We start from the raw sequence: 23002 nt of genomic DNA on the forward strand, positions 1-23002 counted from the left end.
TTTCTGGATACTGGATTATTTTACATCAATGGCATCAACCGGACAAGCCGCCCTGCAAGCATCACATTTTATACACAATTCTGTATCAATAGTATGTTTTTCATGCGGTGTAAAAGGAATAGCATCAACCGGACACTTTTGTACACACTTGGTACAACCGATACACTCGTCGTTTACCGAGTAAGTAATCAGTTCAGCACATTTGCCGGTCGGGCAAGTTCCGCTGATGTGCGCCTCGTATTCTTCCCTGAAATGCCTCAAGGTACTTAACACCGGATTTGGTGCCGACCTTCCAAGTCCGCAAAGGCTTCCTTTTTTTGTCCATTCAGCCAGATGCTCCAACTCTTCGATATCTCCTTTTTTGCCTTTCCCGCTAACAATACCATCGAGAATGTCGAGCATTCGTTTTGTACCAACGCGACAGAAGGTACATTTTCCACACGATTCTTCCTGCGTGAACGAAAGGAAATAACGGGCAATATCAACCATACAATCGGTGTCGTCGAGAACCACAAGGCCACCCGATCCCATCATCGCCCCCATTTCTCCCAGCGATTCAAAATCAATTGGTGTGTCAGAATGTTCAGCCGGAATACAACCACCTGAAGGACCACCAATCTGCACCGCTTTAAATTTTCGGCCATTGGCAATTCCACCACCGATTTCTTCAATTACTTGTTTTATGGTTGTTCCCATTGGCACTTCAATCAGCCCACCACGCGCCACTTTCCCTGCCAGGGCAAATACTTTTGTTCCGGTACTTTTGCCCAATCCGATTTTTGAAAATCCTTCAGCTCCCTCTCGCAGGATATAGGAAATCTGTGCTAGTGTTTCTGTATTGTTTACCAGTGTTGGTTTTCCCCACAAACCACTCTCTGCCGGAAATGGCGGACGCATTCTCGGGAAACCCCGGTTGCCTTCAATCGACGCAATAAGCGCACTTTCTTCACCACAAACAAAAGCTCCGGCACCTTCGTAAATCTGCAAATCGAGATTAAAGCCACTTCCCAAAATATTTTCGCCGAGGTAGTTTTTAGCCTTACAAATTGTTAGAGCCTCGCGAATTCGTTTTACCGCCAGCGGATATTCGGCACGGATATAAAAATACCCCTGATGAATGCCGGTTGCATAGGCCGCAATGATCATCCCCTCAATTACCCGATACGGATACGACTCGAGCAACATCCGGTCCATAAAAGCTCCCGGATCGCCCTCATCGCCGTTACAAATAATATATTTTTCAGGATTGTCCTGTTTTTCTACCAACTCCCATTTTATACCTGTTGGAAATCCGGCTCCACCACGACCTCTGACGCCGCTATCTTTCACTTCGCGGATCACTTCTTTGGGCTCCATTTTTGTGAGCACTTTATTCAGGGCAGAAAAACCACCGCGACTCAGGTATTCATCGATATCCAGCGGATTGATAATTCCCCGATATTCAGTGGCAATCGGAACCTGTTTCCCTAAAAATGAAGCAACGGGCTTCTCGCGCATACTAATTTCGTAACGCTCAATACCGTCCCAGTTACGGTCGGTTTGAATCTCCTCAACGGTATGTATCAATTTATTTTTCAGACGGGCAAACAAGCCCGGCGCCTCAAAATGACTTTCTACAATATTTTTAACGTCCTCGGGTTTTACTTTGGCATAAAGTGTTGGCTCGCCTTCGTTTGGAACTACCTCCACCAAAGGCACCTGGTGACACATGCCCACACAGCCCACATGTTTCAGGTTCACTCGCAGCCCACTTTCGTTTACAACGTGCTCCACTTCCTCCTGAATCTCCTTACTTCCACTGGCCACACAGCACGATCCAAGTCCAATACGAATCTCGCCCTGAATCTCTGAACCATCAGCTTTTCGTGCCTTTTTCGAATTTCTTGTTCCTTTAAGACTTTCAAAATCGGCGATCAACTGACCAACCTGATCAGAAGCTACATGACCATAAGTAGTTTCGTCGATCTGAACAACAGGCGCCAGTGTACAACATCCTAAACAGGCCACCTGTTCCAGGGTATATTTGCCTGATTCTTCGGTATCCTTTCCTTCTGCCAGCTTCAGTTCACGACGAAAAGCATCGTAAACCTGACCGGCACCTTTTACGTGGCAAGCAGTTCCCACACACACTTTTATCATGTGCTCGCCAACCGGCTGCAAACGAAACTGCGAGTAAAAACTGGCCACGCCAATAATCTCAGCCAGACTGATCTCTGTTTTTTCAGCCACCAACCTCAGTACTTCCTCAGGCAAATAATTGTATTCTTTCTGAATGGCCTGAAGAATCGGAATCAGGCTCTTTTTCGTTACACCCTTTTCCTGAATGAGCTGATCGATATATTTATTTTCTTCTGTCATTTATTCGTCCTCAAAAATCTACTTGCCAATACAATACAAATCGTTCTCCCCACGTATGTAAATCCTTCCATCGGCAAAAGCCGGCGTTTGACCAGAAAGTTCTCCCAACGCGTTTTCACCAACCTTTTTCAACTCTCTCGAAAATTCGTATATGCGCATTACTCCGTCGTTGTCCATCAGATAAACTTTCCCATCAGCATAAACCGGCGATGAGTAAACCGGCGAACCAAAATCATCTTCCCAAAGCAATTCACCCTCTTTAAGGTCGTAGCAGACAAAAACGCCATAGCTGGTTGCAGCAAATAACAGGCCGTCGTGAGCCAAAAGACTGGAGGCTTCCGGCAAATAATAATCATCTTCCCAAAGAATTTCATGCGTACGGATATCGATGGCTACCATTCGTGCATATTCGTTGGCTGCCACAACAATTCCGTCGGCGTAACCAACCGATGCCCCAACTTCACCCATCATACATTCAACCGCCCAAAGCTCTTCCCCTGTTTCCACATCGTATCCGGCTACTATCGGATCAGCAATTAAAATGGCCTGATATTTACCATCCACTTCTGCCAAAACCGGGCTTGCCCATGAGATTTTAGCCTGACGTTGAGTTTCCCAAACCGTTTCACCTGATTTATTGTCCAATGCCATAATTTTCCCGCTTCGGTTTGTATCGTATTGAATAATAAGCTTTCCGTTCCAGGTTACCAGCGACGATGAATGGCCATAATGGTTATCTGGAACACCCAGGTTTCGTGCCCACAAACGTTTGCCGCTCATATCGAAAGCAATTACATCGCCAGTGGCAAAAATGGCAAAAACAGCGTTTCCATCAGTTGTAAGTGTTGATGCCGACAAACCTGTATCGTCGGTAACACGCGGTGGTGTTGCAGGCGCCCCCTGAATATTATCGGCGACTCCTGTCCACAGCAATTTACCATCGTTGCGATTGTAACAATACACTTCGCGGCTGGTCGGATTAGCACCTGCTACAAACAATTTATCGCCCCAGATTATCGGAGAGTTGAATCCATGTTTTGGCACTTCAACTTTCCAGAGCACATTTGTTCCGGCAGCGCCGTCCCACTCGGTAGGAATATTTTTATGCATGATCACTCCCTGCGACAAAGGTCCACGGAGCGCATTAAAGTTTTTCTGAATTTCAGCAAGCGTCAATCCTGTTGGTGCAGCGACCGGTTTTGGTTCTACAGCCGGTGTTTTAGCAACATCTTCCGATGCTGATTCTTTTTCAACAGCATCATTGGCTTGCGTTTCCGTTGCGGTTTCTTTCACCTCATTTGCCGATGTAGTAGTCTCTTCGACAGCTGGTTCTTCTGAAGCCTGGATAGCAGCGGTTGGTGCCGGAGCAACATTTATTACTTCAACAGCATCTTCTGCTGAAGATTCATTTTCGGCTACCAAAGCGGTAACGTCGTATGATTTTAGCTGGTTCACCGACAGGAAGGAAGCCAGAAGCGCCAAAACCATGACTGCCGCCCCAACAATAATAATCCCCTTTTGGGCAATTATCCGACTGGCAATTTCGTTTTCCAATACCTTCTCCGGTTCTTCAATTTTACTTTTTGAAGAATAGTAAACCCGCAATGCGAATGCTAAAACAATAGCACCGAACAGCAACATATAAGCACCGGTTTCAACCTGCCACTGACTGTTAAAATACGCCTTTCGGGCCAGCAAATCGAAGTTTCGGATCTCTTCTTTCAGTTCCTCATTATTCCGATCGTCTTTTAACCGTTGAACCAAAGCTTCCAAAGCTTTACTTTCAATGGGGTCGGTTTTTGTGATCTGCCAAAAATTCAATAAAAGCAGCAGCGCAACAGCCGCGCAAAAAATACCTGCAATTAAAGCGATGTTCTGCGATAGTTTTAGTTTATCCTGGTTGTTCATTATTTTGGTTCTTCTTTTTTATTCAATATTACTTTTCTACCGGGCAATAGTCCACACACCTTGCGCAACTGTAGCAATTTCCTTTGTGCGGTTCATAATCCTGGCGTTTACGGAACACCACTGTATTCAGCAAGGTCATTCCAATTACCAATCCCATAAATCCTCCGGCAATCATACTTCCGATATAAAATTTCTCACGGATTACGGTGGCGTCGCTTACGAGTTGCTCCATCGATTTTCCTGATGCAAGGAAAGTCTGCACATCAATATTATCGGGATCATTTCTTAATTCTGGATGTGAAATCAGCAATTCTGCCAGATAAACATCCTGGTTTGCTTTTGATAAGAAAGTATGCGATTTTGCGCCAACAAATACACCCAGTGCAATCCACAACGGAATTATCAAGGCATAGGTTATAAAACGATTTGGCCCCAACCCGGATTTTACCACTTCCTTTTCGTTGGTTGGGAAATCAATCGCATCAAAAGGACACGAATGTGTACACAATTTACATTGAATACATTTTGACGGTGTAATGGTTAAATGCCATTTTGAAAAACGCGACATCCAACTCAACAGCACTCCATAAGGGCACAAAAAGCGGCAATACGGACGGGCAACAAACATTCCCATCAACAGGAAAGCGATACCCAAAACTATCATAAGGAATTTGGCATCCATCCGGAAAATACCGACGAAAGGATCGTATCGGCAAATGATAAAATCGGTACCTGTAGCAGCAAAAAGCACTGCCAGCGACAGGTATAAATATGGAATCAATCCGAGCGTTTTATTCAACCATTTTGGCAGACTTATCGGTTTTACAACCACCAAATCCTGAATGGCACCTAAAGGACAGGCACCGGCGCAGAACGTTCGCCCAAAAAACAAGGTAAACAACAGCGGCAGTATAAAAAACAGCAAGGCTGTTAGCGAAATGGCATAGGCCGAATCGAAAAAGGTGAGCGTAACATTTTGTATGGCTCCAATGCTGCAAATACAGCCGTTTCGGTAAAATCCGAAATAAACGAGCGTGAAAATCGACAGCCACAAAATTCCTTGCCGCGAACGGCTTTTTAATGCAAAATAAGTTGCGGCAGATAACACCAACAACAATACAAATACATCGAAATATTCCATTGCAAGCGCCCGTGGTTCTGGTGTTACCGGCGTTGGTTGCGTGTAACCTGTTTCGAATTCCGGCTTTGGAAAACGTTGTTTCTGGGCCGACAAGTTAAAAGTGAAAAGGAAAAAGGCAAAAGTAAAAAGTAGGTACTTAAAATTATGTCGGAAGCCCGGAGTCAGAAGTCCGTAGCTATTTTGGTTTTTATTTTGGTTAAGTTGATTTCTCATTATAAATATCAGGCTTCAGAATTGTTTGTAAAATCGCCTTTTACGTTGTAGGCTTCACTGGCTTTTACCCAGCTTATGGCGTCCGACGGGCAAACCCTGGCGATGGAACATTCGTTACAATTCACACAAATGTGGTGCATGATCTGCAGATGCATCGAACCGTTTCCAAACGAGGTACATCCGGCAACACATTTTCCACAACCAATGCACAAATCCTCATCAATATGATATTCGAAATAGGGTTCCTCGATAAATCGACGTTCGATAGCCGCCGTTGGGCACAACTGATTTTCGGCAGCTGTACTTTGCGCATTGGCATCGGGTTTCAAGTATCCGCCGCACAAGTCGCAGTAACCACACAAATCAAAAGCATGGAGACATTTTACGGCCGAAGGGTTCAACACACACTCGGTTGCACAGCGCCCGCACTGCGTACATTTAAACGGATCGATTTGCCACACATAATCATCGCCACTTACCTTACGAAGCGCCGAAACACTTACCGCGCCCAACGATAATAACAATGAGGCACGCACTCCATTCCGGATAAACTTCCGGCGGCTTTGTGATTTGCTGTTATTTTCCATATTTTACCTCCTTCGCCTGTGGTAAATCACATTTCTGAAATTTGCCACAATTATCACAAGTTGGGGAAACCGAACAAGCGGCAGACACCTTTTTATTCACGAACAAATAGCCTGCAGAAGCGGTAATTCCTCCGAGAAGCAAAAGCCGGCCTGTTGTTCTTATAAATTCTTTTCGTTTCATCTCTTTAATATTCTCTATTCAGAAACTTTTGGCTCAAACACACGCAAAACATTTCGGTCGAAATCAAGCGCATAAATATTTCCTTGCTCATCGACAGCAACATCGGGAGCCTGTCCTTCAATTTTTTCATCGAATTTTGCCGGAGGAGCTACAACTCCCGAGAATTCACCAGAAGCTTTGTAGATTTTCACGCGAACCAAACCTTTTTCGCTGGTAACAAAACTGCCATCGGGCAAAAAGCAGAAGTGAGCAGGATTGCAACATCCGCTAAAATTCTCAGTTTGATTTCCTGAAGCTTTCCAGTACTCTCGCAAGCGTCCTTCCTTCGTGTAATTTTCCATGGTGTGCATGCCCGGATTGGCCACCCACAAATCGCCGTAAGTAGTTATATCCAGATCGAAATACGGGCTCGGAATAATAAATCCGTGCGCTAAATCATCATCAGTTTTTCCTTCAAACTCGTTCACAATTTCGCCTTGATGATTAAAACGTATCACGCGTCGGTTACCGGCATCAGCAACCATAATATCCTCGCCATCAACTGCAATTGCGGTTAAATAGGTATCAGCGCCCTCAATTTCCCACTTATGAATGGTTGTACCGGTTTCATCAACGATCCACACAAATTTCTCGAACACCACATAAATGTTATCGCCAACCACATCAATTCCATGAGGTTCGTCAAGAAAACCAACCTCGCCCAGCAGCGTTCCTGAAAAATCAACGATCTTCAATTCCTGATCGCCAACCGCATATATTTTGTCGTTGGCCACTTCAAGCGCCTCTGCCAATACAAAGCCCAGGTTAAAATTGCGGGTCTCTTTGTACTTCACCAGCTCTTCCGGGACATTCCGAAACTCATCCACACTGAACTCAAATTTATTGGCGTCCATGTTATCCGGACGCTTCGAGTACCAGTCAACCACCATTATGCCAACGATTACCACCGCCAGTACAATCAGAAATATTACGATTCCTTTGTTCTTCATACTATTAAAATTGTTTGTTTTCAAAGGTATAGTATGGAACTCGCTGTATTTTAACTATACTCTTGGGTATAATAATTTTACATGCTCGTTTCATGACAATATATTTGCATTAATGCTTATCTATCCGTTCACATTCAAGTCGATGCAGATCATCGTTTCTGCGTCGCGTAGCAACAAATAACCATCGGCCAGCGCAAAAGGTGCCCAGGCATCGTGCCCTTCTTCAATTACGTTAACCTGTTCCAACTGAATGTATTTTTCGGTGTTTGGGCGTGCAATAGTCAGTGTTCCGTCGTCACTCAGGATGAACATTTTATTGTCGGCAATAAAATAGGGTCCGAGTCCAAAACGGGTTTCTTTACCACTCGTCCACACCACTTTTCGTGAGTCATCAGGACGTACACAAATCAGCTGATTTCGGTTAGCACCACCATCTTTCGGAACAATACCAAACAAATAACCATTCCAGAAAAGTGGCGTTTGCTGCTCGCAAGCCAATCCATCTTTCGGAGCATATTCATAAAGTGGCTCAACAGAGAAAGTACCATTCGTTTCAGTTAATTGCAACATCATACTTCCTGCTCCGTAACCTGCGGTCATAAAAATCTTCCCGTCGGGCATACAAACCGGCGACGGAGCAACAACCGAGTGGTTCCACTTCGATGTTTCCCACAAAATCTGCCCGGCATCTGGTCCGTCGGCAGCCACTCCTACCAAACCACCAATGGCACTGTATACATACATTTTTCGTCCGCCAAAAGTATAAGGCATTATTGATGAGTGCGACATTTTCCAGCCATTCGGATTTGGCGTTTCCCATAATTTTTCGCCGGTTTCGCAATCAACAGCAACCATCATTTTACTTCCTCCGGTCGCAATTACAGCCACTCCATTGTCGATTAACGGACACTGACCGGTATACCAAAACGGAATTTCATTCTGATACTCTTTCACCACATCGAGTCCCCAACGAAAATCTCCGGTTTCGCGATCGAGACACATAACATGGCATTTGGGACCAATCGTTACAATGTATTTATCGGTAACTGCCGGAATAGTTCGCGACATTCCGTGATTTCGTTTAATAGCCACATCGTAACCACGACGCCACTGCTCTTCACCGGAAACCACCGAAAAACAGCGCAAAATATCGGCGCGCTCCTCTTCATCGTAATCGAGCACATAAGCCAAACCTTTGTAAATAGCAGCTCCTGAGTGTCCTTCACCTAATTTTTTCGACCAAAGAATTTTCGGTCCATCCGCACCAAAACTTTCTACCAGCTTTACCGGCGACTTCGAAATGTTATCGTGATCGGCCCCACGAAAGTTGGTCCATGTCTCTTCCAGCACCTCGTACTCGGAAGCCAGTTCCTCGAAATACTCTCCAATGGTCACTTCCTGCGGTGGCACACCTTTTCCGCGATTATCAGCGCCTTCAAGATTAACAGTAAAATCTTTGGTAGGATCGGCATTTAACCACCAAAAAATGGAAACAAATCCAATGGTTCCGATCGAGATTAGGATGATATTTATGGTTCTTTTCGTCATTAATTCAGGTAAAAAGTAGAAAGATAACGGTTTTGCTGCAAACTTGAGTTAACGCCGGGTTAAGCTTTAATAGCATACACCATTAACACCTCGCCATGACGGATATACAACTTGCCGTTGGCGATGTACGGATGCGCCCAATGCGGTCCGGCTCCCTCGGTAATCTTAAACTGGCTAATCACTTCGAAACCATCAGGATCAGGTTTTACCAGGCCTACATTACCACGTTCGTTGTAGCAATACAACAGACCATCGGCCATTACCATAGAGCCTTTTGTGTCCCAGTCGGCCACATATTTAATCTCTCCGGTTTCCCAATTCATACACACCCAGCGTCCACGTTTATTGTCGAACCAGTTGGAACCATACAAGTATCCATCGGTAAGAATTACGCCATGGTGGTGATTATCAAAGGTATGATCGACAAATTTTTCGCTAACCGATGTTCCTGTTGAATCCATTTCCAACATAACAGCCGGGTAATCATATCCCATTGTTATAAAAATATTGTTGTCTTTAAAAACAGGAGTATTTGTCCAGATCAGTCCGTTTGGTTGCCAGCTCCACTTTGCCGGATCGAAATATTTATAGTGCCAGGCAATTTCCCCCGTTTCGGGTACCAAAGCCAGAATTTCCATTCCGGTAATGGCCAAAATATAACGATGTCCGTTAAACTCGTAAACAGTTGCCGATGCATAGGCTCTTGCGCCTCCAACCGATTGGCTTTGCCACACCAGATCACCGGTCATTTTATCAAAAGCAACAACACTTGTTTTACTTCCGGCAGGCGTACAAATTACCAGGTTGTCGACCACCAACGGAGTTTCGGAGTTTCCCCAAACATGGTATTCGGTTTCAAAATCCTTATCCACTTCAACGGCCCAGATTTCTTCACCCGTTTCTTTGTTTAAACAGGCCACACGTCCGGTTCCGCTTTCTACATAAATACGGTCGTTATCGATTACAGGCGTGCTTCGCGTATCGGGAAACGAATTGTTCCACGAGCGGCCGTAAGGCACCTGATATTTAAACGAACCGTCAGGATTAATCGCAGTCAAATAATCCAGCGTATCGATCATTCCTGTTGTATAAATCATATCCCCTTCAGGAATTGCCGAGGAATATCCTTTTCCAATTTTTTCAATCTGCATCACCAATTCCGGGCCGTCAGCGGGCCATTCTTTTAATAAACCCGTTTCGGTGAACTGACCATCGCGGTTTGGCCCCCGCCACTGTGTAACCTGGGCACTTAGTGAAAATGCAAATGCAATAATTAATAGCGTTAATGAAGTCTTCATGGTTTTTGCATTGTTTTATTTGTTCAAGAATGAATTAAAATCCAGTTTATCAAAGGTTTTCTCGCGGTATCGTGTACCTATCGGAAACTCTTTATCGCCAATTGCCACCATTACAGGGCTAAAGCTGGTCACCTTATTTATCGCAATCAGAAACGAACGATGCACCCGAACAAAAGCCTTTTCAGGCAATGCTTTTTCCAGCGCCGCCATGGTGCAACGGCTGTTAATTTCCCGATCGGTGGTATGCAATTTCATGTAATCGCCGAAACTTTCAACATACAAAATCTCGATAACAGGAATTTTGTGGATCACATTTTTTTCGCGCAGATAAATACATTCCGAATCACCATTGTTTTTATGAAGTGTAACTTCTTCTATCAACACATTCTGCTGATTGTATTTTTCAACGGCCTGCAAAAAACGCTCAAACGAAATGGGTTTTAGCAGGTAGTCCAGCACATTCAGGTCGTAACTTTCGATGGCGTATTCGCGGTAAGCGGTTGTAAAAACGATTGCCGGTGGATTTTTCAGGGTTTTAACCAGATCAGTCCCTTTCATTTCCGGCATGTTAATATCAAGAAAAACCAGGTCAACTTCGTGCGACTTTAAAAAATCGAAAGCCTCAATGGCATCGGCACAGGTACCTACAATTTCCAACGAATCCAGCTTTTGGATATGCGATTTCAACACTTCAATCGCAAGCGGTTCGTCATCTACTATTAAACACTTCGTTCTACTCATTTTTCCAGCAAACTCTTAGGTTAACTTCAAATGTTGTATCCTGCTTATCAATCGTCAGTTTATGCGACTTCGGATAAATCAGTTCCAAACGTCGCTGGACATTTTTTAATCCGATTCCCTCCTTCAGTTTCTCATCCTTTTCAGGCTCCCCATGAGTCGAATTTTTAACCTGCAAAGCCAGGCATTTTTCATCGATTTTTATACTTATTTCTACCTTTGGATTTTTACGGTCTTTGCTGGCACCGTGTTTAAAGGCATTTTCAATAAATGGCAACAAAATCAACGGCGCTATCCGGTGATGGTCGACTTCTCCTTCAATATTATATTGCAGGTCGAGACGCTCGTTGTAGCGCATTCTTTCCAACTCTACGTAGCTTTCGAGAATCTTAATCTCCTCTTGCAGCGGAACAAAATCGTCGTTGCTTTTGTAGATCATATAATCGAGTAATCCCGACAATTTCAAAACAATATCGGGTGTTTTATCCGACTTTATCAGCGTTAAAGCATACAGGTTATTCAGTGTATTAAAAAGAAAATGCGGGTGCACCTGCGATTTTAGGAAATTCAATTCAGCCGCCAGTTTTTCTTCAGCCAGCTTTTTATTTTTTAACTCGTCGATGTACCATTTTTTAAATACGATTATTGAAGCCGCCAAAATCGGGATTCCATAGTTGGAAATAATCTTGTTAAAGATTTTCGGAACATAAAAAAACGGTAGTTTTGAATAGTCAAAAAAATCGGGATACAAGTTTGGGATCTTGTACGATATGTAAATCAGGAACCCAAAAAGTGGTGCATGAATAACTGTAAGAAGTCCAAAAGTCACGAACTTTTTCTTTTCGATGGCAAAAGGCAGAATACCATAAACAAGTGTGTAAGTACCAATTATTCTTGCCGGCAACACCGTTAATCCAAGGAAAAATTCTTCGCGGTAATGCTCGAGATAGCCGCCGTATGTTACCCAGTAGCCAATAAAAACAACCACCCAAAACAGCAAGTGCCATAGAAAGCGATAGCGGAAAAATATGGGTAGTTGGTTTTCGTTCATGATTTTTTTTCAAATATAGCTTTTGAGCTTTTGGTCATCAAAAACATGCGACAGATAAAGGCTAAAAAAGGATGTTTACCTCGCAAACATCCTTTTTTGGTCATCCGCCACTATTTTATTTTATAAGCTATCAACACATCGCCGTGTCGAACAAACAAGCGGCCGTTATTGATTACCGGGTGTGCCCAATGTTGCGCAGTACCCAATTCAACTTTTGTTTGACTTACTATATTAAATCCATCCGGCGTAGCTTTTACCAATGCCAGTTCGCCACGTTCGCTGTAACAATACAACATACCGTCGGCATAAATGGTAACACCTTTTGCAAGATCTTTCGAGGCATATTTTTCCTCGCCGGTTTCCCAGTTCACACAACGCCATTCGCGGCCTTTATCGCCCGATCCGTACATATAACCGTCAACCACAACCATTCCTCCCATGCGGCTGTCGAGCTTCACATTATCCCACTGTTTGGTAACGCTGCTGCCATCATCGCTAAGGTCGAGTTTTACACCTCCAGTTCCATAACCGCTAAAACAGAATAGATCGCCATTGTAGAACAGCGGTGTATTCGGATGAACGCTCCACTGGTTTTTATGTGGGTAATCCCATAACAACTGTCCGGTTTTAGCATCAACACCGATAATATGATCGGCAGTGTGTGTAACCAGTAATTTCCGTGCCGGAAGTTCAACCATCAATGGAGTACAATAAGCAGACAAATCACCTTTCCCGGCTGAAGTCCAGATCAAGTCGCCGTTAAAACGATTTAAGGCCACCATATTATTTATCTTTCCGCCCGGAGTTAAATACAAAACATCGCCATCAATAAGAACGGTTTCTGTAACTCCCCAGCGAATATTTTTTCCATCAAAATCTTCAAAAGAATTTTTACGCCATTTTACTTCGCCACTTTCCGAATCCATACAAGTTAACACTCCGTAACCACTGTAGATATACATCAACTCACCGTCAACTACAACCGAAGAACGAGCTCCCGGGTAACTTTCAGTAAATTCTTTTCCGTACGAAATCTTCTTTAGTTGTTCTCCGTTTTGAGAGAAAATGAATATAAAACCTTCACCATCAATCATTGTTGACAGGTAAATTTTATCGTTGGCAAAAACCGGCGATGAGTGTCCTTCTCCCAGCCCTTCAACAGACCATAAAATTTCGGGACCGTTGGCCGGCCAATTTTTTAGCAAACCTGTTTCGGGATAAACGCCATTGTTGTGCCCCCGCCAAACAGTTGGTTCCTGGGCGAATAAACTGGTTATTGAAAAAAGCATTGCCAAAGCAAGAAATAAACATTTTCTGATCATGACTTTACAGTTAAGTTTTGCTCCTAAAAATAGAACCAAAACCCCACATTAGCAATGCTCGCCAGCAATTTATCAGCTATCTAAATAGTAAGATATGTTTAAGATTGGTTGAGCAATTCTTAATAACCCGGTAGCTGAAAAGTGGAATTAAAACTTATGCCCGAACTGAAAAAACAGGAGGGAATATTAATGTCTTAATTACTCTCTCTCAACAACTAACTTTCAGGCACCTCCTTTGAATGAGTAACGCCGTTGGATTTCGTCCGGAAGAACCAAATGGCTTCGATCATTTTCCTTCGCCGGACGATTCTAATCGTTTCGTCATGCCCCAGGGCGACGTAATTCGTTGAATTACTTTGCCCTGGGTTATAATACTAAGCACTTTCAGCGCTTATTTTCTATACTTAAACCCAACAGAAAAGATGTTAGAGGGCTGAAAGTCCGTATTAATTTAGCCCCGGGAAAACGAACCGCCATCTGGCGGAGAGTGTCGCCCGGGGTTAAATGATGAGATTTAAATAGGCGCAATTGTATTATTATATTGAAAAAGTGTCCCTGTTTGCGCCTCATACACCAGCCTTTTTTCAGAGATTGAGTGTAAAACATTTGTTCCTGGAGGGAATTGCGAGCCGGAAGGAGTGGAGCAAGAGTATCGCAAAAACACCTCAAACGGCCAATTTTCTGCACAAAAAAAGGCAGATTGATAATCAACCTGCCTTCGTATATTTTTCGATCTATTTTATTCGCTTAACATTTTTGCACGGCGTTTACGCTCGTGTTCATCCAGGTAGATTTTACGGATACGCATAAAGTTCGGAGTAACTTCGATGTACTCATCGTTACGAATGTACTCCATTGCTTCTTCCAGCGAAAATTTAATCGCAGGTGCAATCGATGTTTTTTCATCAGCACCCGAAGAACGCATGTTCGACATTTTTTTGGTACGAATAATATTAATCGTCAAATCATCCTGACGGGTGTTTTCTCCAATTACCATGCCGGCGTAAACTTCCTCGCCCGGCTCAACAAAGAAACGTCCGCGATCCTGCATTTTATCAATCGAATAAGCAATTGAAGTTCCTGTTTCCAGCGAAATCAATGCTCCGTTACGTTTAACTCCCAGCTCCCCTTTCCAAGGCTCGTAACCTTTCAAGCGGTGCGCCATAATGGCCTCACCTTCGGTTGCCGTAAGCATTTGGTTACGTAAACCGATTAAACCGCGCGAAGGAATATGAAATTCCAAATGGGCACGTTCGTCAACTACTTCAATATTTGCAATATCGCCTTTACGGGCAGTAACCAGTTCAATTACTTTACCTGAAAATTCATCAGGAACCTGAACAGTTAAGGCCTCGATCGGCTCGCATTTTTTACCATCAATTTCTTTAACAAGTACCTGTGGCTGACCTACCTGAATTTCGTAGCCCTCACGTCGCATGGTTTCAATCAGAATCGACAAGTGAAGAATTCCACGTCCGTAAACCAGAAATGAATCGGCTGAATTGGTTTCCTCAACACGTAAAGCCAGGTTCTTTTCGGTTTCTTTGAACAGGCGGTCGCGTACCTGACGAGAAGTTACGAACTTACCATCGCGTCCGAAAAATGGCGAGTTATTCGACACAAATAACATGCTCATGGTTGGCTCGTCCACCTGAATCGGTGTTAAACCTTCCGGTTCTTCAAAATCTGCGATGGTGTCGCCAATATCAAATCCTTCCAGTCCAAGCACAGCACAAATCTCTCCACATGGTACCGCATCTTTTGTCTTTTCTTTTCCCAGACCTTCAAACAAGTAACACTCTTTAGCAACCGATTTTATAATTGTTCCATCGCGTTTTACCAGCGATACTTTTGCCCCCGGAACCAACTCTCCACGAGTAACTTTTCCTACCGCAATACGCCCGGTGTACGATGAATAATCAAGCGAAGTAATACGCATTTGCACGGTTCCTTCTTTGGGTGTCGATGCCGGAATATGTTCCAGAATCTGGTCGAGCAAATAAACAACATCTTCAGTTGGAGTTTGCCAGTCCGGTCCCATCCAGCCAGCTTTTGCCGATCCGTAAACTGTTGGAAAATCCAACTGCTCTTCGGTTGCATCAAGGCTAAACATCAAATCGAAAACTTTCTCCTGGGCAATTTCCGGAGTACAGTTTTCTTTGTCGACTTTGTTAACCACCACCATTGGTTTTAATCCCAATTCGATGGCTTTTTGCAACACAAAACGAGTTTGCGGCATTGGCCCTTCAAAAGCATCAACAATTAATAAAACACCATCTGCCATATTCAATACACGCTCCACCTCGCCACCAAAGTCGCTGTGCCCAGGTGTATCGATAATGTTAATTTTGGTGTCTTTGTAGCGTACCGAAACGTTTTTCGAAAGAATGGTAATTCCACGCTCACGTTCCAGGTCGTTGTTATCCAGTAAAAGCTCCTGAACCTCCTGGTTTTCGCGGAACAATTTTACCTGGTGAAGTATTCGGTCAACCAAAGTAGTTTTACCGTGGTCAACGTGTGCAATAATTGCAATGTTTCTGATTTCTGTCATTTTACTTTTTTCTAATCCAATTTACCAACACCAAAACGTATTATTTGTTTTCACTCAATGTGTTATAAGATTATAACCGGCCTTTGGAATCGGCGCGCAAATGTAAGAAAGTTTTGCAGTGTAATGCGCGTAACCCTATGAATAAAGTCATTCTTACCTTTAAATTTAATATCGGGCTACACAAGGCTCTAAAAGTCAGCCATCCATATTGAATTTCACAAACAATAATTTCATTTTTTTACCTTAGCGTGTTATGAAATCGGCACTCGAACGTAATTCATTAAAAGCAATAGCCCGTTTAGATGACAAACAGCAAATTTGAAAAACTAATTATACAACTAAAAGATAAACTATTCAGGTTTGCCTTTAGCATACTAAAAGACAGCAACGATGCACAGGATGCAGTTCAGGAGGTGGTGCTAAAGTTGTGGAAAAACAAACGTTTGTTGGATGATGCAAAAAACCTTGAAAGCTATTGTTTAAATGCAGTTAAAAACCATTGTTTCGATGTGTTGCGAAAACAAAAACACCACCAAAATTACCTGTTGGCAAACGTTCACGAAGCACAGGAAGAAACGCGATTTGATGCTATTGACCTGGTGGATAAGTTAAAACAGGAACTGCACCAATTACCCGACCAGCAAAGAATGGCAATAGAATTAAAAGATTTCCAGGGACTGGAATACGAAGAGGTGAGCGAAATTATGGAACAAAGCACAAATACAATACGCGTGCATGTTTCGAGAGGAAGAAAAAAATTATTTGAAATTTTTAAGGAGGAGTTAGCAAATGTGTAGCAATAAATCAAAACACTTTCTTGAAGAAGATTTCGATCTGAAAGATTTAGGAGCAACCGAAAAGGAAAATTCGTTGGAACAGGAATTTATCCAATCGTACCAACAACTGAACGACCGCATAAGTGCAGAGGTGCCGGACTTTAATCCGTTCGAAAAAATAGAACAACATAAAAAGCAACGTTTTCTGCAACCAAAAAGATTGTTCGCGTATGCGGCTTCGGTTTTGCTGGTGGTGAGCCTCATTTTTGTTGGCTTAAATCGCCATCAACAAGAACAACAAATTACTTTAACAGAAAATGAGCTGGCAGAGCTCGAGGAAAATACCAAACTGGCATTGTATCAGTTTTCGAAAGAAATGAATGCCTGCCTTGCTAAACTTGAAAACGCAAAACAAATTAACACTCCGTTAAGCGGTGTACAATCGTTGAAAAATTTAAATATCCAATTTGACAATCCAATTAAAGATCTTAAAATCAATTAATCATGAGAACAAAATTCATCTTATTCTTTCTATTCATCAGTGTCTGTAGTCTGGCGCAAGATGGAAATAAAAGTATCGATCAGGCCTTTAAACAAATCGACAGTCGTGAAGGTGTATCTTATTTTGAAGTCACAAAAGACATGTTCAAAATGCTGTCGGAATCAAGAGAGATCAGTCCTGAATTTAAAGAATACATCAGCAAACTTCATCAATTAAAAATGATTCAGCCCGGAGGAGCACACCGCACAGAGCTTGGCGAAGAATTATATAAAACATTCATGGAGAACGCGAATCTAAAGGATTATACACGTTTAATGACGCAAAGAGACGAACGCTCAAAAATATCGTTTTATAAAAAAGATGGTAACAACGAGAATGAATTTCTCCTGGTGAGTAATAATATGATTATTTACATTACAGGAACGCTCGATTTGCAGAATATGCATCAATTTGAACAAATAATCGACATCGCCGGAAATGCTTTGGGAATGTAGCGAACCAGATATATTTGGAAACGAAATGAGCTCATCAGTGAAAATACAGATGAGCTCATTTTTATTATAATCGCAGATTGCTACTTAATCAAATACAAATTCTTCTCGCTTCGCAAAAGCATTTTATCGCCAACAAAAACAGGTACTGCTTTTACTGTTTCACTAATATCGTTTTCAGCAACTTTCTCAAACGAATCGCCTGGTTTTAAAATCGTACAAAATCCTTTTACATTGATAAAGTAAATATTTCCACCGGCATAAATCGGCGACGAATTAAAGTTACCCTTCAGTTTTTCTTTCCAGATCACTTTTCCTGTCATCGCATCCAAACAAGTTACCGTGCCCCGGGCGTGTACCATATACATTTTTCCGTCAACAATTACGGGCGTTGGAATTTGCGGCACCTCATCTTCGTACATCCAAACCTGATGTGTTTCTGTTACATCACCCGTTCCTGTTGGATCGATAGCAAACTGCCGGGTAAAATTTGGCTTACCATCCAAAAATATCCAGCCGGAATTTACAAATACAAGTCCGTTGTAAAACAAAGGCTGACTTACTGTGGAGTCGTAACCATATTTAAACGACCAGACCACCTCTCCGGTATTTACATCGTGTGCAAAACACATGAAAGCAGAGTTGCTGATCAGCAAATCCCGGTCTCCGACAGTTATTACAATTGGTGTTTGGTACGATTTCCGATAAACCGGTTCCAGCGGATCGTATATTTCTTTTGGGCGGACACTTTTCCAAATTATATCTCCTGTCTTTTTATCTAGAGCAACCACGTATGGATCTTCGGTTCCCTCCAAATGCACAATCAGTTTATCCTTGTAAATTATTGGCGATGATGCCGGTCCCTGCATGTGATCGCACGGCAAATCATTTCGTTTCCAGATCACCTCGAAATTTTCAGTATCGACACAGGCCGTTCCAAAACTTCCATAATGCACATAAACACGTCCTTCCTCAATGCACGGAGTAGGCGTGGCATACGAATTGGTTCCGTGTATGCGCTGCGGATCTTCTGCAGTAAACAATGTTTGCTCGCTTAACAGTTTGCCGGTTTCCAGATCGAAACAAAACAGGTAAAATTCGTGTCCTTCTTTTTCAGCCGAAGTCACCCAAACCTGTCCATTATAAACCACCGGCGATGACCAGCCCAATCCTTTTACGGGCACTTTCCAAACAACATTTTCAGTATCGCTCCAGTGCAGCGGAGCTGTTTCCACATTGGCATGTCCGTCCATATTCGATCCACGAAAATGAGTCCAGTTTTGTTGCTCACTCTGGCACGAAACCAATACAAAGAGGAAAAAAATAAACACGGTGAAGTTGATTTTTTTGGTCATCATTTCAGGTAAAGTTTGTTTGAAATCAAAGTTATACTAAATATGGAATTTCAAAAATTTAATCTCTACCTTCACCCCGCTAATTTATGATCAATGAAAATGACGAAACAGTTACTTGCTATACTCACCCTTGTATTAACTTTCCATACAATTCCCGCGCAAAACACTTCTGATAAAGAAATTACAGTTCGCGTTTTAACTTTTAATATTTTGCACGGCGCAACAACCAAAGGCGATTTTGATTTGGACAAGATCGCATCGGTTATTCAGAATACAAATCCTGACCTGGTAGCCATGCAGGAGGTTGATTTCAAAACCAATCGCGCCCGCAACTACGATCTCGTTACCGAACTCGGCTCGCGAACTAAGATGGCTCCGTTATTTGGAATTGCCATGCCTTATGACGGTGGCGGATACGGGGAAGGAATATTGACAAAAATGCCCATTCTTTCGAGCAAAAATGTACCGCTTCCCCACTCACCCGAAAATGAACCACGCGCAGCACTTCAAGTTCTGGTACAACTGGAATCGGGAGATACAATCAGCTTTATCGGAACTCATTTGGAGCACCAGGAAAGAAGCATGGATAGAATAGATCAGGTAGAAACGATCAACGAGGTTTTCACCTCATGTAAATACCCCTCAATTTTAGCCGGCGATTTAAATGCTACACCCGACAGCGAGCCCATCTCAATTCTGAAAAAATACTGGATGGCAAGCGACCAAGAAGGAGCTTTAACTTATCCATCAGACGCCCCTGAGATAAAGATTGATTACATATTTTTCAGGCCTGCCGAAAGGTGGCAAGTGGTAGAAACAGAAGTCATTTGCGATGAAATTGCTTCCGACCACTGTGCCTTTTTATCCGTGTTAAAATTGGTAAAATAAGGAGGAGTCTCTCCTTTTAAACCACATTTCCCTGACCAACCAGTCTTTTCTCCATTTCGGCGAACTTGATTCCAAATTCTTCCAATTCATCCAAAATCGGTTCGTAAATATCGGGGTGCGTTGGAATATAAATTCCGCGATGGTTCAGTTTGTCGGTTAGAAACAATTTTGCAGCAACCGCAAGTGGTAAACCCACCGTTTTTGCCATGGCTGTTTTCTCTCCCGATTCGCCAATTACCACCAACGAACTGTTCTTCTCCACTTTTTCTTTACTGTCGCGATCGAGGTATTCAAACTTATGCCACATCACGATCATATCTTTATCTTCGGGCATCAACTGCCATTTTTCCGAAAGCAACTTTTCCATTACCTGGGCAGGCGTTGCACGTTTCAATCCAATTTTTCGATCATCAAAGATTCCCAGCCATTCCAGTTTTGGAATGATCTCCGAATCCATCGGAATTTGCATCGAATGATACAGTTTCAGATCAACAGTAGCAGGATGATAATACAGAAACGAATTAATAAAGTCACGATAAGTCATGTCTTCTACATTGTCAATATAATGCTCATCGCTGGTGGCGCCCAACTGCACAAACACATTCCACGCCTTACAAAAACCCGGACGCCGCAAAGTCCCCCGAAAAATAGTGGGTACTTCCTGTAATCCATATTTCTCTATGTAGCTCAACGAATCGCGGTTGGCATAACCTTCAAACCAACCGTAATCATCAATCTCAATCAACTCAGTTCTGCGAAATAAGCGGTTGTAAGGAATGTATTTTACCTTTCCTTTCTGGATAAATTTTGCAGGTCCGCCTTGTCCGGCCAACACCACATTTCTCGGATTCCAGCTAAACTTGTAATGCCACGGATTATCATCTGATTCTGGTGCCACCAAACCACCGGTAAAAGATTCAAAAGCCTCCAACTGATGGCCTTCGTTTTTAATTTCATTGATCACGCGCATCGCCGACATATGATCGAGGCCAGGATCTAAACCGCATTCGTTTAAAAACAGCAGGCCTTTACTTCTTGCTTCCTCTTCAACTTGCAGTGTTTCCTTACTTTCGTACGAAGCCGTAAACAAACTTTTCGAAAATTTCAGACACGATTGCATCACCAGTTTATGAAAGCGTGCGGGCAACATGGAAATTACCAGATCCGCTTCACGAACTTCCTGGTCGCGGGCAAATTCATCGCGCACATTTAAAATGGAAAAGGACAGTTTTAGCGATTTTGCCAGAGCACTTTCTTCGGCGTCAACAACTTTTATATGCCAGTGATATTTTGATGCACGTTCGGCCAGGTAGGTGAGCAAAAATACACTCGACCTACCGGCCCCAAATATTAGTATGTTCTTCATTTATTCAGTTCTTTAGCTATGAGTATTGAAATTGAATTCTAGACATTAAACTCAATTCCCTGAGCCAATGGAAGCTCTGTGCTGTAATTTATTGTATTGGTTTGACGTCGCATATAAGCTTTCCATGCATCGGAACCCGACTCGCGACCACCACCAGTTTCTTTCTCGCCACCAAAAGCGCCACCAATTTCGGCACCCGACGTTCCAATATTTACATTGGCAATTCCGCAATCCGATCCTTCGTGCGACAGGAATTTCTCGGTTTCCAGCATATGCGTTGAGAAAATTGCCGACGACAATCCCTGTGGCACATCGTTGTGCAAACGAATGGCCTCATCCAGATCGGTATAACGAATCATATACAGCAACGGAGCAAAAGTTTCGTCCTGAACGATTTCGTAATGATTTTCCACCTCGGCGATACTCGGCGTTACAAAACATCCTGATTCATAGCCTTCTCCTGAAAGCACTTCTCCACCAATCAGCAGATTTCCACCTTCAGCTTTTACTTTCTCGATGGCGGCGAGGTAAGTATCCACAGCCCAACGATCAACCAGTGGCCCAACCAGTGTTTTTTCATCCAGGGCATGACCAATTGGCAATTGCTCGTAAATAGCAATCAAACGGTTTTTAAAATCTTCGTAAACCGAATCGTGAACGATAATGCGGCGGGTAGAAGTACATCGCTGTCCGCAAGTACCTACTGCACCAAAAACAACCGCACGAAGCGCCATTTCAAGATCGGCCTCAGGAGTAATTATAATGGCATTGTTTCCGCCAAGTTCAAGGATGGTTTTTCCCAAACGCTGACCGACAAGACCACCAACTTTCTTACCAATTTTTGTTGAGCCGGTAAATGATACCAGCGGAATATTTTTGTCACTGAAAAACTCGTCACCCAATTCGCGTGAACCTGCTGCTACCAGATTCAAAACACCTTCAGGGACATCGTTATCTTTTAATACTTTCGCAACGATGTTATGTACAGCGATAGCACATAAAAATACTTTTGATGACGGTTTCCAGATAACTACATCTCCTGCCACCAGCGCGATCATCGCATTCCATGCCCAAACGGCAACCGGAAAGTTAAACGCCGAAACAACACCTACAATTCCCAGTGGATGATACTGGTCGTACATGCGGTGTTTTTCCCGTTCAGAGTGCATGGTAAAACCGTATAACTGGCGCGACTGACCAACGGCAAAATCGCAGATATCGATCATTTCCTGCACCTCACCAAGACCTTCCTGGTAAATTTTACCCATTTCGTACGATACAAGTTTTCCGAGCGGCTCCTTAAATTTGCGAAGTTCCAAACCAATCTGGCGCACAATCTCGCCACGTTTTGGAGCCGGCACCATTCGCCAAACTTTAAAAGCGCCTTTCGCTTTTTCCACCACCTCGTGGTAGTCGGCAGTAGTTGCCTGATTCACAGTTGCAATTAATTCTCCGTCCGAAGGCGAAAACGATTCAACAACTGCACCGGAGGTTGTTTTCCATTTGGTTCCGGTGCAAACACCATTATTAACTTCACTAATTCCTAACTCTTTTAATTCTTTTGAGATATCAATTTTCATTGTCTTTATTTTTAGTTGTTCTTAATTTCATTTTACCCCTCACCCTTCGGGAGTTCCCGTCCAGAGGGGAGCATTTTCAAATCAACTTTTTCAGTAACCCTAAGCAGTTTTCCCCTTTTTAAGGGGAAATGCCGTAAGGCAAAGGGGTATAGTTAACGT

The 23002-nt window shown here is 43.1% G+C and carries 19 protein-coding genes; 4 read left to right on the forward strand and 15 right to left on the reverse strand.

The window, feature by feature from the left end; all coding sequences use genetic code 11:
* Nucleotides 1-15 precede the first annotated feature (15 nt).
* From SLH46_RS18620 to typA, 12 genes are all read right to left on the reverse strand, one after another.
* Nucleotides 16-2358, reverse strand: coding sequence for an NAD(P)H-dependent oxidoreductase subunit E (locus tag SLH46_RS18620; protein ID WP_320282728.1), 2343 nt, complete (start codon nucleotides 2356-2358; stop codon nucleotides 16-18).
* Between the two features lie 18 nt (nucleotides 2359-2376).
* Nucleotides 2377-4266 carry an outer membrane protein assembly factor BamB family protein gene (locus tag SLH46_RS18625; RefSeq protein ID WP_320282729.1) on the reverse strand — a complete coding sequence of 630 codons (1890 nt, stop codon included), beginning with the start codon at nucleotides 4264-4266 and terminating at the stop codon, nucleotides 2377-2379.
* 28 nt (nucleotides 4267-4294) lie between these two features.
* A complete protein-coding gene (locus SLH46_RS18630; RefSeq protein ID WP_320282730.1) occupies nucleotides 4295-5620 on the reverse strand; it encodes a 4Fe-4S binding protein in 1326 nt (441 codons plus the stop codon).
* Nucleotides 5621-5628: 8 nt separating this feature from the next.
* Nucleotides 5629-6207, reverse strand: coding sequence for a 4Fe-4S binding protein (locus tag SLH46_RS18635; RefSeq protein WP_320282731.1), 579 nt, complete (start codon nucleotides 6205-6207; stop codon nucleotides 5629-5631).
* Nucleotides 6197-6388 carry a hypothetical protein gene (locus tag SLH46_RS18640; RefSeq protein ID WP_320282732.1) on the reverse strand — a complete coding sequence of 64 codons (192 nt, stop codon included), beginning with the start codon at nucleotides 6386-6388 and terminating at the stop codon, nucleotides 6197-6199. The genes SLH46_RS18635 and SLH46_RS18640 overlap by 11 nt, the downstream gene beginning before the upstream one ends.
* A gap of 14 nt (nucleotides 6389-6402) precedes the next feature.
* Complete coding sequence (locus tag SLH46_RS18645; protein WP_320282733.1) at nucleotides 6403-7377, reverse strand: hypothetical protein; 975 nt, start codon at nucleotides 7375-7377, stop codon at nucleotides 6403-6405.
* A 120-nt stretch (nucleotides 7378-7497) separates the two neighbouring features.
* Nucleotides 7498-8925, reverse strand: coding sequence for an outer membrane protein assembly factor BamB family protein (locus SLH46_RS18650; protein ID WP_320282734.1), 1428 nt, complete (start codon nucleotides 8923-8925; stop codon nucleotides 7498-7500).
* A 59-nt stretch (nucleotides 8926-8984) separates the two neighbouring features.
* Nucleotides 8985-10223, reverse strand: a complete 1239-nt coding sequence (locus SLH46_RS18655; RefSeq protein WP_320282735.1) for a PQQ-binding-like beta-propeller repeat protein — start codon at nucleotides 10221-10223, stop codon at nucleotides 8985-8987.
* 15 nt (nucleotides 10224-10238) lie between these two features.
* Entirely contained in the window at nucleotides 10239-10964 is a 726-nt protein-coding gene (locus tag SLH46_RS18660) for a LytR/AlgR family response regulator transcription factor (RefSeq protein WP_320282736.1), read from the reverse strand.
* Nucleotides 10957-12012: a sensor histidine kinase gene (locus SLH46_RS18665; RefSeq protein WP_320282737.1), complete on the reverse strand. Its 1056-nt coding sequence runs from the start codon at nucleotides 12010-12012 to the stop codon at nucleotides 10957-10959. The genes SLH46_RS18660 and SLH46_RS18665 overlap by 8 nt, the downstream gene beginning before the upstream one ends.
* A gap of 110 nt (nucleotides 12013-12122) precedes the next feature.
* Nucleotides 12123-13334: an outer membrane protein assembly factor BamB family protein gene (locus SLH46_RS18670; RefSeq protein WP_320282738.1), complete on the reverse strand. Its 1212-nt coding sequence runs from the start codon at nucleotides 13332-13334 to the stop codon at nucleotides 12123-12125.
* A gap of 739 nt (nucleotides 13335-14073) precedes the next feature.
* On the reverse strand, nucleotides 14074-15885 hold the full coding sequence (gene typA / locus SLH46_RS18675; protein ID WP_320282739.1) for a translational GTPase TypA: 1812 nt from the start codon (nucleotides 15883-15885) through the stop codon (nucleotides 14074-14076).
* Between the two features lie 302 nt (nucleotides 15886-16187).
* Here typA and SLH46_RS18680 point away from each other — a divergent pair, with 302 nt between their 5' ends.
* The 3 genes from SLH46_RS18680 to SLH46_RS18690 are packed head-to-tail and all read left to right on the forward strand — an operon-like array spanning nucleotide 16188 to nucleotide 17657.
* On the forward strand, nucleotides 16188-16682 hold the full coding sequence (locus SLH46_RS18680) for an RNA polymerase sigma factor (RefSeq protein WP_320282740.1): 495 nt from the start codon (nucleotides 16188-16190) through the stop codon (nucleotides 16680-16682).
* On the forward strand, nucleotides 16675-17163 hold the full coding sequence (locus tag SLH46_RS18685; protein ID WP_320282741.1) for a hypothetical protein: 489 nt from the start codon (nucleotides 16675-16677) through the stop codon (nucleotides 17161-17163). Before SLH46_RS18680 ends, SLH46_RS18685 begins: the two co-directional genes overlap by 8 nt.
* 2 nt (nucleotides 17164-17165) lie before the next feature.
* On the forward strand, nucleotides 17166-17657 hold the full coding sequence (locus SLH46_RS18690) for a DUF4252 domain-containing protein (RefSeq protein WP_320282742.1): 492 nt from the start codon (nucleotides 17166-17168) through the stop codon (nucleotides 17655-17657).
* Between the two features lie 80 nt (nucleotides 17658-17737).
* Here the strand turns inward: SLH46_RS18690 and SLH46_RS18695 are convergent, their stop codons facing one another.
* Nucleotides 17738-19012 (reverse strand): outer membrane protein assembly factor BamB family protein, encoded by a 1275-nt coding sequence (locus tag SLH46_RS18695; protein WP_320282743.1) that lies wholly within the window; start codon nucleotides 19010-19012, stop codon nucleotides 17738-17740.
* 90 nt (nucleotides 19013-19102) lie between these two features.
* On the opposite strand from SLH46_RS18695, the gene SLH46_RS18700 reads away from it, so the two are divergent.
* A complete protein-coding gene (locus tag SLH46_RS18700; protein WP_320282744.1) occupies nucleotides 19103-19897 on the forward strand; it encodes an endonuclease/exonuclease/phosphatase family protein in 795 nt (264 codons plus the stop codon).
* A 16-nt stretch (nucleotides 19898-19913) separates the two neighbouring features.
* Here SLH46_RS18700 and SLH46_RS18705 read toward each other — a convergent pair whose 3' ends face one another.
* Nucleotides 19914-21263: a saccharopine dehydrogenase C-terminal domain-containing protein gene (locus tag SLH46_RS18705; protein ID WP_320282745.1), complete on the reverse strand. Its 1350-nt coding sequence runs from the start codon at nucleotides 21261-21263 to the stop codon at nucleotides 19914-19916.
* A gap of 38 nt (nucleotides 21264-21301) precedes the next feature.
* A complete protein-coding gene (gene amaB, locus SLH46_RS18710) occupies nucleotides 21302-22843 on the reverse strand; it encodes an L-piperidine-6-carboxylate dehydrogenase (RefSeq protein WP_320282746.1) in 1542 nt (513 codons plus the stop codon).
* Nucleotides 22844-23002: the final 159 nt, after the last annotated feature.

This window comes from Draconibacterium sp. IB214405, assembly GCF_033963885.1.
In the GTDB taxonomy this organism is placed as follows: domain Bacteria; phylum Bacteroidota; class Bacteroidia; order Bacteroidales; family Prolixibacteraceae; genus Draconibacterium.

Coding starts and splice junctions, on each gene's coding strand:
- SLH46_RS18630 (WP_320282730.1), bottom strand. CDS start 5,620: ATGAGAAATCAACTTAACCAAAATAAAAACCAAAATAGCTACGGACTT.
- SLH46_RS18620 (WP_320282728.1), bottom strand. CDS start 2,358: ATGACAGAAGAAAATAAATATATCGATCAGCTCATTCAGGAAAAGGGT.
- SLH46_RS18625 (WP_320282729.1), bottom strand. CDS start 4,266: ATGAACAACCAGGATAAACTAAAACTATCGCAGAACATCGCTTTAATT.
- SLH46_RS18650 (WP_320282734.1), bottom strand. CDS start 8,925: ATGACGAAAAGAACCATAAATATCATCCTAATCTCGATCGGAACCATT.
- SLH46_RS18640 (WP_320282732.1), bottom strand. CDS start 6,388: ATGAAACGAAAAGAATTTATAAGAACAACAGGCCGGCTTTTGCTTCTC.
- SLH46_RS18705 (WP_320282745.1), bottom strand. CDS start 21,263: ATGAAGAACATACTAATATTTGGGGCCGGTAGGTCGAGTGTATTTTTG.
- SLH46_RS18685 (WP_320282741.1), top strand. CDS start 16,675: ATGTGTAGCAATAAATCAAAACACTTTCTTGAAGAAGATTTCGATCTG.
- SLH46_RS18665 (WP_320282737.1), bottom strand. CDS start 12,012: ATGAACGAAAACCAACTACCCATATTTTTCCGCTATCGCTTTCTATGG.
- SLH46_RS18660 (WP_320282736.1), bottom strand. CDS start 10,964: ATGAGTAGAACGAAGTGTTTAATAGTAGATGACGAACCGCTTGCGATT.
- amaB (WP_320282746.1), bottom strand. CDS start 22,843: ATGAAAATTGATATCTCAAAAGAATTAAAAGAGTTAGGAATTAGTGAA.
- SLH46_RS18645 (WP_320282733.1), bottom strand. CDS start 7,377: ATGAAGAACAAAGGAATCGTAATATTTCTGATTGTACTGGCGGTGGTA.
- SLH46_RS18670 (WP_320282738.1), bottom strand. CDS start 13,334: ATGATCAGAAAATGTTTATTTCTTGCTTTGGCAATGCTTTTTTCAATA.
- SLH46_RS18700 (WP_320282744.1), top strand. CDS start 19,103: ATGAAAATGACGAAACAGTTACTTGCTATACTCACCCTTGTATTAACT.
- SLH46_RS18655 (WP_320282735.1), bottom strand. CDS start 10,223: ATGAAGACTTCATTAACGCTATTAATTATTGCATTTGCATTTTCACTA.
- SLH46_RS18635 (WP_320282731.1), bottom strand. CDS start 6,207: ATGGAAAATAACAGCAAATCACAAAGCCGCCGGAAGTTTATCCGGAAT.
- SLH46_RS18695 (WP_320282743.1), bottom strand. CDS start 19,012: ATGATGACCAAAAAAATCAACTTCACCGTGTTTATTTTTTTCCTCTTT.
- typA (WP_320282739.1), bottom strand. CDS start 15,885: ATGACAGAAATCAGAAACATTGCAATTATTGCACACGTTGACCACGGT.
- SLH46_RS18690 (WP_320282742.1), top strand. CDS start 17,166: ATGAGAACAAAATTCATCTTATTCTTTCTATTCATCAGTGTCTGTAGT.
- SLH46_RS18680 (WP_320282740.1), top strand. CDS start 16,188: ATGACAAACAGCAAATTTGAAAAACTAATTATACAACTAAAAGATAAA.